This is a genomic window from Clostridiales bacterium, from assembly GCA_018333995.1.
Classification (GTDB): Bacteria; Actinomycetota; Coriobacteriia; order Anaerosomatales; family SLCP01; genus JAGXSG01.
This window is the reverse complement of sequence record JAGXSG010000032.1, coordinates 52,449-64,359: the sequence shown is the minus strand read 5'-3', so window position 1 is coordinate 64,359 and position 11,911 is coordinate 52,449. Positions and strand designations below refer to the sequence as shown.

The following is an 11,911-nucleotide window of genomic DNA, read 5'->3' as shown; positions in this document are numbered from 1 at the left end:
ACGGTCGTGCGCGCAGCGCGCGTCATGCGAACCGGTCGCGACGGCGAACAGCGCGAAATCGCGCCAACCGTGGCGCGAGGCGAGCGCATGCAGCTCGCGTTTGCTGGGATGTTGTGGGCGACGGGTGCGGCGGTCCTCGGCTCGAGAGCGATACTCTGGCTCGCCGAGACACCGGTCGCACTCGCTCTCTCCCTTGCGGCGGGCGGCGTGATTCTCGGCCTCGTGAAAGCCCGCTTCCTGCTCGAACCTGTCGCGCGCAAGGCCGCGTCACGAATCCGCGAACGGGGACCGAGTGCCCGGGTCGCCGGATTCTTCTCCGTGCGCTCCTGGGCGGTGGTGCTGTCGATGATCGCGCTTGGCCACGCGTTGCGACTGACCGATATCCCGAGGCCGGCGCTCGCGACCGTCTACGTTGCGGTGGCGACAGCCCTCCTCGTCGCCTCGCGGGTATTTTGGCGTTTCCACGCCGCCGGGTGGGACGCCAGATCGCACGGCCGCTCCGGTGGCAACCACCGCGAGGGGTCGTGATCGTGGAGTCACGCGCGGATGACACCAGCTTCCCGCCGTCGAGCGTCAGACGTGCTAACCTTCAACGTGAATCCCCCGGCTCTACTCAGCGAGAACAACTAGCTCGGACATGAAGGATGCTCCCGTGATGCGTGACAAGCTCGAATCGATAGTGCAGACCTACCGTGAGCTCAGTAGTAAGCTCGCCGATCCCGAGGTGTTCTCAAACCAGAAGGTCTACACACCTCTCGCGCGGGAGCATTCGCAGATGACCCCGCTCGCCGAGCGGATTGCGGAGTACTTTGGCGTGCTTGATGGGATCAGCGAGGCCGAGGAGATCAGCCGCACTGAGTCCGATCCAGAAATGCGAGAGCTTGCCCGGGAGGAGCTCGAGGAGCTGCGCGCACGTGTGGAACCGCTCGAAGACGAGATCAAGGTGATGATGGTGTCTTCCGATCCCAACGACGGGAAGAACGTCATCATCGAGATACGCGCGGGCGCTGGGGGCGACGAGGCGGGCTTGTTCGCCGGTGACCTGTACCGGATGTATACGCGATACGCTGAGTCGCAACGGTGGAAAGTCGAGGAGATCGACGCGTCCGAGAACGAGGTTGGGGGCTACAAGGATGTCTCGTTCATAGTGAAGGGCGCGAACGTCTACTCGAAGATGAAGTACGAGTCGGGCGTGCACCGGGTCCAGCGTGTTCCAGCGACTGAGTCGAGCGGGCGAATCCACACGTCGACGGCGACCGTCGCGGTGCTCCCTGAGGCCGAGGACGTTGAGATTGGGATCAACCAGAACGATCTTCGCATCGACGTGTATCGTTCCAGCGGTCCGGGAGGACAGTCGGTCAACACGACCGATTCGGCGGTACGCATCACTCATCTGCCTACCGGACTCGTGGTGCAGTCGCAGAACCAGAAGTCCCAGCTGCAAAACCGGGAAAACGCGCTCAAGGTGCTTCGCGCGCGCCTCTACGAGCTGGAACTTGAGCGCAGGGCAAGTGAACTCGGGGACGCTCGGCGCAACCAGATTGGCTCAGGCGACCGTTCCGAGAAGATCCGCACGTACAACATCCCGCAGGATCGCGTCACCGATCATCGGATCGGTTTGACCATCCACAACCTGCCCGGCGTGCTCATGGGCGAGATCGCACCCATGATCGATGCGCTCGCCGCCGCCGACCGGGCGGAGCGCTTGGCGGCTGTGGTCTGATGGAGGGTCGCGTCTGGACGATCCGAGACGCGCTCGAGTGGATGACCAGGCACTTCGAACGCGTCGGCGTCGATGTGCCGCGTCGCTCAGCTGAGTGGCTCCTTTCCGCGGCCACCAGCCTCTCTCGTGTGGAGCTCTATGCGCATTTCGATCGCCCGCTTTCGGAGACGGAGCGGACGGCCTTGCGCGATTCGATCAAACGGCGGGCGGCTGGCGAGCCACTCCAGTACGTCACGGGAGAGATGCCGTTCCGTCACATAGTCGTACACGTCGTTCCCGGGGTGTTCATCCCTCGGCCGGAGACCGAGGTTCTCGTCGACGAGTGCCTGAAGCTGCTAAACGGTGTGGAGAGTCCGGTCGTGTTAGACATCTGCACAGGGTCTGGCTGTATCGCATGCGCGATAGCGTCCGAACACCCCCAAGCGACAGTCGTGGCGACGGATGTCTCGGAAATCGCGGTGGTCACCGCTGAGAAGAACGCCGCGCGTATCGGCGTCGCGGAGCGGGTGAGTGTGGTGTGCGGCGATTTGTTCGCACCTGTTGTGGCGGAGCTACGGGGGACGGTACATGTCGTTGCGGCGAACCCGCCGTACATTCCCACCGCGAATCTCGCATCGCTTCCGCTCGAAGTCTCCGGTCACGAACCTGCCGCTGCGCTCGATGGAGGCGCTGACGGACTCGGAATTGCGCGGCGGATCGCAACGGATGCCCTCGAATGGCTTACTCCCACTGGTGCCTGTGTGATGGAGCTTGACGAAACGTGTGTCCGGCGTGCTGCCGAAATGGTTGGGGAGTGGTATCTAGAAGTAGAAGTCGTATCGGATCTCGTGGGACGCGATCGCGTGTTGGTGGCGAAAGCTCCACGACAAACGGTCAGGCCAGGGCAGTCGTACTCGACGAACGGAGGCGGATCGCAATGAACAAGGTGTTTCATATCGACCCGGAGAACCCGTCCGCAGAAGTCATCAATCTCGCCGCCACAGTACTCCGTGACGGCGGGATTGTTGTCTTCCCCACAGAGACGGTCTACGGAATCGGTGCCGCGGCGCATTCTTGGATTGGGCCGCATGAGATCTTCGATGTGAAGGTCAGGCCTCTTGACAGCCCACTGCCCTGGCTTGTCGAGAACGACGACACGCTGCTTGACACGTACGGCGTTGATGTACCGGAGTATGCGCACGCTCTCGCCAAGGAGTTCTGGCCGGGTGCGCTCACGCTTGTCGTGAAGGCGTCGGGCGTCGTCGGCAAGGACTTCCAGGCCGACGATGGGACCGTCGGTCTCCGCTCACCGGACCACCGGGTCGTGATGGAACTCATACACGCGTCAGGTGGACCGATCATCGCGACATCAGCTAACACGAGCGGCCGCCCCGCGCCGGGCGACTTTTCGGAAGTAGAGGAGCGCATCATCGCGGCCGCCGATGTTGTGCTAAACGGTGGGCAGACCGCTCATCGCATGCCATCTACGGTGGTGGATTGCACTGGTCTTGCACCGGCGATCATTCGCGAAGGCGCGATACCTGCCCAGGAGATCATGGCTGTCGCCCACGGCGGGAACTGAGCGCGGCGAGAGCTCGGAGGCTGGGATGGCGTTGATCTGAGGCGCTGCCGGATCTGAGACACCGCCGGACCGCTGGTATACAATCGGCGGTGGCTCCTGGCGGGCCGCCTCCGATTCACCTCACAAGACGCGATAGGACGGGCATGCGTATCTCGATTGGAAGCGATCACGCGGGATTCGAACTCAAAGAGAGACTCGAATCGCACCTCATCCAAGCAGGACACGAGGTCGTTGACGTTGGCACGCACAGCGAGCAACCGGTCGACTACCCCGTGCTCGCCGCAAAAGTCGGTCACGCGGTCGCGTCAGGCGATGCCGATCGCGGAGTGCTGGTGTGCGGATCGGGAATAGGCGTGGCGATCGCGGCGAACAAGGTGTCCGGTGTGCGCGCGGCCAACGTGTCCGATCCCGAGATGGCACGCATGTCGCGCCTTCACAACGACGCCAACGTCGTGACGATGGGGAGCCGCACGCTCGGCGAAGATGTGGCCCGCCGGATTGTAGACGTCTTTCTTTCGACTGAGTTCGAGGGCGGGAGGCACCAGCGGCGGGTCGACGCGATTACCGCTCTAGAGGACGAGAACCGCGGGGTGTGACATTGGCCGGAGTACCACGCGCACGTACGTAGGGCGGTTCCATGGCCGCCGCGTGAGAAGGGGAGCGAAGCGAGCATGACACTCAGGTACATTCCGAAACACGACCCAGAACTCGCGGCGGCGCTCGATGCCGAGCTTGAGCGTCAGCGGAATACGATTGAACTCATCGCGAGCGAGAACTTTGTCTCGATGGCGGTTCTCGAGGCGGCAGGAACCGTTCTCACCAATAAGTACGCCGAGGGACTTCCCGGCAAGCGATATTACGGCGGGTGCGAGAAGGTCGACATCGTCGAGAGTCTCGCGCGAGAGCGGGCGCAGCGCCTTTTTGGCGCGGAGCACGCCAATGTGCAGCCTCATGCGGGTGCACAAGCCAACCTTGCGGCGTTCTACGCGTTCCTCACCCCGGGCGACACCGTTTTGGGCATGAATCTCGCGATGGGCGGGCACCTTACCCACGGATCTCCGGTTAACTTCTCGGGCAAGTGGTTCAACGTTGTGCCCTACGGGCTCGACATGGCTACCGAGACGATCGACTACGATGAGGTCGAACGGCTGGCGCGCGAGCATCGCCCCAAGATGATAATCGCGGGTGCGAGCGCGTACCCGCGTGTCATAGATTTTGAGAGGTTCTCTGAGATCGCGAAAGACGTGGGCGCGATTTTCATGGTGGACATGGCGCACATCGCTGGACTTGTGGCAACCGGCGCGCATCCGTCGCCAGTTCCTGTCGCTGATGTCGTGACCTCAACATCGCACAAGACACTCAGAGGCCCACGCGCTGGTTTCATCCTGTGCAAAGAGGAACACGCGGCCGCAATCGACAAGGCGGTCTTCCCGGGCCTGCAAGGCGGACCCCTCGAACACATCATCGCCGCGAAGGCGGTAGCGTTTCACGAAGCGATGACCCCGGAGTTCTCGGCATACATCGATCAGGTTCTCATCAACGCAAAGGCGATGGGCGCGGCGATGGCAGAGTGCGGGCTGAGGCTTGTCTCGGGCGGCACCGACAACCACCTCATGCTCGTCGATCTGCGCCCTGCCCAAATCACCGGCAAGGAAGCCGAAGCGCTGTTAGAAGACGTTGGCTTTACTGTCAACAAGAATGCGATTCCCAACGATCCCGAGAGCCCGTTTGTCACAAGCGGCATCCGCGTGGGCACCGCTGCGATGACTACGCGTGGCTTCACTGAAGGCGAGTCCCACACTGTCGGCTGCCTGCTTGCCAACGCGATCTTCCATCGCGGTGATGAACGGCGTCTTGCTGACATTGCCGCCGACGTGCGCGCCATGCTCGACGCACATCCGCTCTACCCGGAGTTGTAGGGATGGCCAGAGCCGCCCGCACATCCGAGGAGGAATACGCTCGATGACGCGACAGCACGAGGCGCACTCCAACGTGGTGGTTATGGACCACCCGCTCATTCAGCACAAGCTGTCGATCATGAGGGACGTCGCCACCGGCGCGAAAGAGTTCCGCGAGCTCGTAAGAGAGCTTGCGATGCTCATGGCGTACGAGGCAACCCGTGAGTTCCAGCTCGCGAAGACCACGGTGACCACCCCCATCACGGAGACGGCCACGTACGTGCTCGCAGGCAAGAAGGTCGCGGTGATCCCGATCTTGCGTGCCGGTCTCGGTATGGTCGACGGTATCCTTCAGCTTATTCCTGCCGCGAAGGTCGGACATATAGGCTTGTACCGAGATCCCGAGACGCTCCTTCCTGTCGAGTACTACTGCAAGCTTCCCGAAGACATCGGGGAGCGCGATATCCTAATCGTCGATCCGATGCTCGCCACAGGCGGCTCGGCCGTCGCCGCGGTGCAGTTCTTGCAAGAGCGCGGTGCCAAGGCGGTGAGCCTCCTCGTTCTCATCGCGGCCCCCGAGGGCATCGAGGAGGTTGTTAAGGCATGCGACGGCGTGACGATCTACACGTGCGCGGTCGACAGCCACCTCAACGATCACGGCTACATCGTGCCTGGTCTCGGCGACGCTGGTGATCGCCTGTTTGGCACCCGGTAGTCACGGAGGTCAGTAAAGCCATGCCGCGCCCTTCGTGGGACGAATACTTCATGAGCATCGCCGATCAGGTCTCAGGCCGTTCGACATGCTTGCGTCGCCAGACAGGCGCCGTCCTCGTGAGAGACCGGCGGATCCTCGCTACGGGCTACAACGGGACGCCCACGGGGTTGCGCCACTGCGAGGACGTTGGCTGTCTCCGCGATCAGCGTGAAATACCCTCGGGCAGCCACCATGAGCTTTGCCGCGGTATCCACGCTGAGCAAAACGCGGTCATCCAGGCGGCCCGGCACGGCATCGTGATAGATGGCGCCACCGTGTACTCGACCCATCAGCCGTGCGTGCTGTGCGCGAAGATCCTGATCAACGCAGGTGTTGCGGACATAGTTTTCAGGGATTCGTACCCCGATGCGTTGGCCGAGGAGATCTGTGCCGAGGCCGGTGTCGTACCGCGACTCGTCGAGGGGAGATGACGAGTTGTGAGCGTGCAGCACATTGCGTTCCTCATCGTCGTGGCGGCTCTGGTGACGTTTTTGGTCACGCCGGTCGTGCGTGTCGTCTCGGTGAGGTACGGCCTCATCGACACGCCGGGCGGACGCAAAGTGCACACGCAAGCGATCTCGCGTTTGGGCGGGATAGCCATGTTCGTGGGCTTTGGCGCGGCCCTTGCGCTGCAGCTTGCGGGGGAGACGTACCTGGGATGGCGTGAGCTTCTCGCAGTCGGCGGGACGCAGTTTGCAGGCGTGGTCGCGGGTCTCGTGATCATCTTCGCAGTCGGGGTTGTCGACGACATCATCACGCTTGATCCGGGTCCCAAACTCATCGGACAGATCGTAGCGTCTCTCGTCGTCATCGGGTCTGGCGTTCGGATCGACTTTATCGGCCACCCGTTTGGCAGTGGACTGATAGCGCTGGGGTTGCTCGGCGTCCCGATCACGCTTATCTACATGGTCGGCTTCGCGAACGTGATCAATCTCATTGATGGCTTGGATGGTCTGGCGGCTGGTGTCACGGCGATCGCGGCGGCAACGTTTCTCGCGCTCACAATGCAATCGAATCAGCCGGTAGCGGCAGTGCTCGCCGCCGCGCTCATTGGCACGTGCATTGGGTTCTTGCGATACAACTTCAATCCGGCGAGCATCTTTATGGGGGATTCAGGCGCGATGTTCCTCGGGTTTGCGCTTGCGACCATATCCCTTCTCGGCGTCATGAAGTCGGTAGCGGCCATTACGCTCGCGGTACCGTTGCTCATCATCGGCGTGCCGATCTTCGACACGGCGTCTGCGATCGTTCGCCGCATCAGGCACAAGCGGCCGATCCAGGAGGCGGACAGAGGACATATCCATCATCGGCTGCTCGGTCGTGGTTTCGATCAGCGTCAGACGGTGCTCATCATCTACGTGTGGTCGGCGGCGCTCGCGGTCGGGGGATACGCGGTTCGCTACGCTGCGACTTCGATCAAGCTGTTCACGTTCATCGTCCTTGCCGGGCTCTCGGCTCTCATGGCCTCGTGGCTCGGCTTGTTCGACGCCGCTCATCACCATTCCGATGAGGAGCCGGGAGAAGATCCGGAAGAAGATCCGGAAGAGTCCGGACTTGCCGCGTCTGACGTGGTCGGGCGACGGGAAAACGGCGACTTCTAGGCGGGTCGCCGGTTTAGGGCGTGTCACTTCTTAACTGAATCGTGCGCTTGTTCTGGTGCTGGGGTTCGTGTACGATAGGGCCGCTTTCCGGGGCTCCAGCACGAGCGACATCCGTGACCGTGTGCCGGCACGCACAGGCTAACGGGCTTTCTTGTGGGTGAGCGCGCTGCGTCCCGGTCGACCGGTTCTGGTGTCATATCAGGGGGTATGGTCTCTGTCTCCCGCACTTGTGGATAGCGTTTTGACACTGCTCGCTCACTGGGCCGTCGCCGCAGTGCTGGGCGTCGGCATCGGTGCCGCGCTCGTGCTGTCGTCGCGCGCAAGTTTCAAGGCCATGACACCGGAAAACCCCGAGGCCGGACTTGCTCTCGCCGCCGTGTCGCTCTTCGCGCGGATGGCGATCGCCGCAGGCGTCCTCTTTGCCTACAGGCATTTCGTCCCGGATGGGTTCGTGCCGTTCGCCGCAGGAGTGGCGGGCGGCTTTCTCGTTCTGTACGCCATCGAACTGACGAGGTACGGCAGGGTTCTCGTCCGTTCCAGGTGAAGGAGGAAGGAAACGCGTGGAAGGCTTCTCTGACAAGCTCGCGTCCAAGCTCCACCACTATGCGGTGCTGCCTTGGAACGACCTGTACGGCACGGTCGATACAGCCGAGGCGTTCGTGCTGACGAACTATATCTTCTTCCTAATCGTTTCGTTCCTTCTCACCCTCGGCTTCATGCTGATGGCCACGCGCAAGCTCGCGCTCGTTCCTTCTGGACTCGGTAACATCGCAGAGGCGGGATACGAGTTCATCCGCAACATGTGCAATGACGCGATGGGCAAGGAGGGTCCGAAGTACGCCCCGTTCATCGCGACCCTCTTCTTCTTCATCCTTTTTAGTAACTTGGTCGGTCTCATCCCGGGAGCGATGCCGGGCACTGGGACAATCGGCGTGACCGCCACCTTCGCGGTGATGGTCTTCGTGCTCTACAACTACATCGGTTTTCGTAAGTACGGATTTATCGGCTACCTCAAGACCCTCATCCCCTCAGGAATCCGGGAGATGGGCTGGGGCGCCAAGCTTCCACTTGGGATGTTCGTTTTCGTCCTCGAGGTTGTCGGGCACTTTCTCAGGCCGCTCACGCTTGCCGTGCGTCTTTTTGCGAACATGTTCGCCGGAGGCATGATTCTCGGTATCTTTGGCATCTTCGTCATTTTGGGAGTCGCTCAGCTCAATGCGGGCGGTTTCGCGATCGCGGGACTGAGCACGGTCATGCTGCTCATCATGTACGCCTTCAAGCTTTTCGTCGCGTTTATCCAGGCGTATGTGTTCGCGCTCCTTACCTCGGTCTACATCGGCGGTGCGCTTCACGCTGACGACCACTAGTATCGACACCGCACGGGTACATTGCCGGATTCCGTCCGGCATCGGAGAGGCAGCAAGGGGCCGGAAGGCCTCGGAAATGAAGGAGGATCACTGGTGGAAGGCTCTCTGAGTGTTCTTGGCGCCGGTCTCGCCTACGGCCTCGCGGCCATCGGCCCGGGTCTCGGCATCGGTATCGTCGGCGGCAAGGCCGTCGAGGCGATGGCTCGCCAGCCCGAGATGGCTGGCAAGGTCCAGACCACGATGTTTATTGCGATCGCTTTCACCGAGGCGCTCGCGCTTCTGGGTTTCGTCCTGGCTCTGATCCTCAGCGCCTAAGCGGCCGTTCACCGCGAGAGTGGAGGTAAGAGAGCCATGTTTGTAGGAGTTGCATACGCAGCTGAGGAGAGCGGGCCCGCGATCTCTGTCGTGCCGGTTCTCGCAGAGATCTGGCCGTCGATCATCGCGTTTCTCATCTTGTTCTTCTTGCTCAAGAAGCTCGCTTTTGGTCCGATCGGCAACATGCTTGAGAAGCGTGCCGACACGATCCGCGAGTCGCTCGAGCGCGCTGAGGAGACCAAGGTCGAGGCGGAACGCCTGCTCGAGGAGTACAAGGTGCAGATGGCCGAGGCGCGCGCTGAGGCCGGTAAGGTCATCGAGCAGGGCCGCAAGGTCGCCGAGTCGATGAAGGAAGAGATCGTCGCGAAGGCCAACGCCGAAGCGTCTGAGATGCTCGTGAAGGCCCGCGAGGCGATCGAGTCCGAGAAGAAGGCAGCGATGGCTGAGCTTCAGGCATCCGTGGCCGATCTCTCGGTGGCGGTAGCCGGCAAGCTCATAGGCGAGAAGCTTTCCGCGGCCGATCACGCCGCGCTGATCGATCGGTACCTCTCCGAAGTGGGGAGCCTCAATGACAACTAGCGAGATCGCAAGGACCTATGCCCGGGTCCTCTTCGACCTCGCCTGCGCCGCCGACGCGGTCGACGCGGCCGACGAGGGCTTGCGCACCGTGGCCGGAGCCGTTCGTGGTCATATCGACCTGCGTAACACACTTGCGGACGCAGGTGTACCCGCACAGAAGAAGCGTGAGATTTTGCGCGAGATCTTCGGTGCCGCAATCGCCCCAGAGGTCGTCTTGGTGGTCACGCTCGCCGTAGAGCGTGGCAACACCGGCGTCCTCGACGAGATGGCTCGCGTATTCGGCCAGATCGCCGAGGCGGAGAGGGACGTTGTCGTGGCCGAGGTCACGACCGCACTGCCGCTGGACGACGCGTTGCGCGCGTCAATCACACAAAAGCTCGTCGCCTCGCTCGAGCGCCCCGTCACGCTGCGTGAGCGGGTTGATGCTTCGATCGTCGGCGGAGTCGTCATCAAAGTCGCAGGCCGCGTACTCGACGGAAGCCTGGCGTCTCAGCTTGGAGCTGTGCGCGTGGCGCTGTCTGCCGCATCGCAGGGAGGTGAGGCGCAAGGTGCCTGAGATCACCGCAAGCGCCATCAATGATGTACTGAAAGCGCAGCTGGAGCGCTTTCAGGCCGAGGTCGACGTGCGCGAGGTCGGCACGGTCATCCAGCTCGGTGACGGTATTGCTCGCGTCGATGGTTTGCGTGGCGCGATGGCCGGCGAGCTGCTGGAGTTCGCGGGCGAGGGCGGCGAAGTCGTGTACGGCATGGCGCTCAACCTCGAAGTACACGAGGTTGGTGCCGTGTTGATGGGTGACACCACCCTCATCAAGGCAAACGATACCGTGCGAACCACGGGACGCGTCGTGTCGGTTCCTGCCGGCAAAGCCATGCTCGGCCGTATCGTCAATCCGCTCGGCGAGCCGCTTGACGGCAAGGGACCTATCGCCGCCGAGGGGTACCGTCCACTCGAATTCAGGGCGCCGGGCGTCATCGAGCGCCAGCCAGTGCATCAGCCGATGCAGACAGGCATTATGGCTATCGACGCCATGATCCCGATCGGACGAGGGCAGCGCGAGCTCATAATCGGCGACCGTCAGACGGGCAAGACCGCTGTCGCCATCGACACGATCATCAACCAGAAGGGCAACGACGTCATCTGCGTCTACGTTGCGGTCGGCCAGAAGGCCTCCACCGTGGCGAGTGTTGTTGAGACGCTCGATCGCTACGGGGCCATGGAGTACACGATCGTCGTCTCGGCGACCGCGGCTGATCCCGCCCCGCTTCAGTACATCGCCCCGATGGGCGGATGCGCGATGGGCGAGTACTTCATGTACAACGGCGAAGACGGGAAGCCCGCGAGCAAGGACAACCCGGGCCGCCACGTGCTCTGCATCTACGATGACCTCTCCAAGCAGGCTGTCGCGTACCGCCAGATGTCGCTCACATTGCGTCGGCCTCCGGGTCGCGAGGCATATCCGGGTGACGTCTTTTATCTGCACAGCCGTCTGCTCGAGCGTGCGGTCAAAATGTCGGATGAGAACGGCGCTGGTTCGCTCACCGCGCTACCCGTCATCGAGACGCAAGCTGGTGACGTGTCGGCTTACATCCCGACCAATGTCATCTCGATTACCGACGGCCAGATATTCCTGCAGACTGACCTCTTCTACCAGGGTGTGCGCCCCGCCATCAACGTGGGGATTTCGGTTTCCCGAGTAGGTGGCAACGCGCAGATCAAAGCGATGAAACAGGTCGCGGGCTCACTGCGTCTCGATCTTGCGCAATACCGCGAGCTCGCGGCGTTCGCGCAGTTTGGCTCAGACCTCGACAAGTCGACCCAGTCCACGCTCAACCGCGGCGCACGCCTCGTTGAGCTCCTCAAGCAGGGACAGTACGTTCCGTATCCGGTGGACCAGCAAGTCATCGCAATCTTCGCCGGAACCAAGGGGTTTCTCGACGATATCGCGGTCGAGGACATCCAGCGCTTCCGGGAAGGGCTGCTTGAGTTCGTGGCGAGCGCGTACCCGGACATCGCCGCGGCGATCCGGGACGAGAAGGTCCTGTCGGACGAGACCTCCGAGAAGCTTGCAGAAGCGATCAGAGAGTTCTCCGCTTCGTTCTCGGCGAGCTAGGG

At 62.3% G+C, this 11,911-nt stretch carries 14 protein-coding genes; all 14 read left to right on the top strand.

The genetic code is table 11. The features are described 5' to 3' along the window. Positions 1-6: 6 nt before the first annotated feature. The gene (locus tag KGZ40_09355; GenBank protein MBS3957713.1) at positions 7-528 is read left to right on the top strand and encodes a hypothetical protein; all 522 of its coding nucleotides are present in this window, start codon (positions 7-9) and stop codon (positions 526-528) included. Between the two features lie 127 nt (positions 529-655). After that, positions 656-1,723, top strand: coding sequence for a peptide chain release factor 1 (prfA, locus tag KGZ40_09350; protein MBS3957712.1), 1,068 nt, complete (start codon positions 656-658; stop codon positions 1,721-1,723). Continuing rightward, positions 1,723-2,643, top strand: a complete 921-nt coding sequence (gene prmC / locus KGZ40_09345) for a peptide chain release factor N(5)-glutamine methyltransferase (GenBank protein ID MBS3957711.1) — start codon at positions 1,723-1,725, stop codon at positions 2,641-2,643. The genes prfA and prmC overlap by 1 nt, the downstream gene beginning before the upstream one ends. After that, entirely contained in the window at positions 2,640-3,284 is a 645-nt protein-coding gene (locus tag KGZ40_09340) for a threonylcarbamoyl-AMP synthase (protein ID MBS3957710.1), read from the top strand. Before prmC ends, KGZ40_09340 begins: the two co-directional genes overlap by 4 nt. A gap of 143 nt (positions 3,285-3,427) precedes the next feature. Further along, positions 3,428-3,880, top strand: a complete 453-nt coding sequence (rpiB, locus tag KGZ40_09335) for a ribose 5-phosphate isomerase B (protein MBS3957709.1) — start codon at positions 3,428-3,430, stop codon at positions 3,878-3,880. A 75-nt stretch (positions 3,881-3,955) separates the two neighbouring features. Then, positions 3,956-5,203 carry a serine hydroxymethyltransferase gene (locus KGZ40_09330; protein MBS3957708.1) on the top strand — a complete coding sequence of 416 codons (1,248 nt, stop codon included), beginning with the start codon at positions 3,956-3,958 and terminating at the stop codon, positions 5,201-5,203. Positions 5,204-5,246: 43 nt separating this feature from the next. Continuing rightward, the gene (upp, locus tag KGZ40_09325; protein MBS3957707.1) at positions 5,247-5,897 is read left to right on the top strand and encodes a uracil phosphoribosyltransferase; all 651 of its coding nucleotides are present in this window, start codon (positions 5,247-5,249) and stop codon (positions 5,895-5,897) included. 20 nt (positions 5,898-5,917) lie between these two features. Continuing rightward, complete coding sequence (locus tag KGZ40_09320) at positions 5,918-6,367, top strand: cytidine/deoxycytidylate deaminase family protein (protein ID MBS3957706.1); 450 nt, start codon at positions 5,918-5,920, stop codon at positions 6,365-6,367. Between the two features lie 6 nt (positions 6,368-6,373). Continuing rightward, positions 6,374-7,537 (top strand): undecaprenyl/decaprenyl-phosphate alpha-N-acetylglucosaminyl 1-phosphate transferase, encoded by a 1,164-nt coding sequence (locus tag KGZ40_09315; protein ID MBS3957705.1) that lies wholly within the window; start codon positions 6,374-6,376, stop codon positions 7,535-7,537. A gap of 241 nt (positions 7,538-7,778) precedes the next feature. Continuing rightward, positions 7,779-8,081 (top strand): hypothetical protein, encoded by a 303-nt coding sequence (locus KGZ40_09310; GenBank protein MBS3957704.1) that lies wholly within the window; start codon positions 7,779-7,781, stop codon positions 8,079-8,081. A gap of 16 nt (positions 8,082-8,097) precedes the next feature. Further along, on the top strand, positions 8,098-8,904 hold the full coding sequence (gene atpB / locus KGZ40_09305) for a F0F1 ATP synthase subunit A (GenBank protein ID MBS3957703.1): 807 nt from the start codon (positions 8,098-8,100) through the stop codon (positions 8,902-8,904). A gap of 105 nt (positions 8,905-9,009) precedes the next feature. Continuing rightward, positions 9,010-9,219 carry an ATP synthase F0 subunit C gene (gene atpE / locus KGZ40_09300; GenBank protein MBS3957702.1) on the top strand — a complete coding sequence of 70 codons (210 nt, stop codon included), beginning with the start codon at positions 9,010-9,012 and terminating at the stop codon, positions 9,217-9,219. 36 nt (positions 9,220-9,255) lie between these two features. Continuing rightward, complete coding sequence (atpF, locus tag KGZ40_09295; GenBank protein ID MBS3957701.1) at positions 9,256-9,798, top strand: F0F1 ATP synthase subunit B; 543 nt, start codon at positions 9,256-9,258, stop codon at positions 9,796-9,798. Positions 9,799-10,220: 422 nt separating this feature from the next. Beyond that, positions 10,221-11,909, top strand: coding sequence for a F0F1 ATP synthase subunit alpha (atpA, locus tag KGZ40_09290; GenBank protein MBS3957700.1), 1,689 nt, complete (start codon positions 10,221-10,223; stop codon positions 11,907-11,909). Positions 11,910-11,911: the final 2 nt, after the last annotated feature.

Coding starts and splice junctions, on each gene's coding strand:
- prfA (MBS3957712.1), top strand. CDS start 656: ATGCGTGACAAGCTCGAATCGATAGTGCAGACCTACCGTGAGCTCAGT.
- prmC (MBS3957711.1), top strand. CDS start 1,723: ATGGAGGGTCGCGTCTGGACGATCCGAGACGCGCTCGAGTGGATGACC.
- KGZ40_09340 (MBS3957710.1), top strand. CDS start 2,640: ATGAACAAGGTGTTTCATATCGACCCGGAGAACCCGTCCGCAGAAGTC.
- rpiB (MBS3957709.1), top strand. CDS start 3,428: ATGCGTATCTCGATTGGAAGCGATCACGCGGGATTCGAACTCAAAGAG.
- KGZ40_09330 (MBS3957708.1), top strand. CDS start 3,956: ATGACACTCAGGTACATTCCGAAACACGACCCAGAACTCGCGGCGGCG.
- upp (MBS3957707.1), top strand. CDS start 5,247: ATGACGCGACAGCACGAGGCGCACTCCAACGTGGTGGTTATGGACCAC.
- KGZ40_09320 (MBS3957706.1), top strand. CDS start 5,918: ATGCCGCGCCCTTCGTGGGACGAATACTTCATGAGCATCGCCGATCAG.
- atpF (MBS3957701.1), top strand. CDS start 9,256: ATGTTTGTAGGAGTTGCATACGCAGCTGAGGAGAGCGGGCCCGCGATC.
- atpA (MBS3957700.1), top strand. CDS start 10,221: ATGCTTCGATCGTCGGCGGAGTCGTCATCAAAGTCGCAGGCCGCGTAC.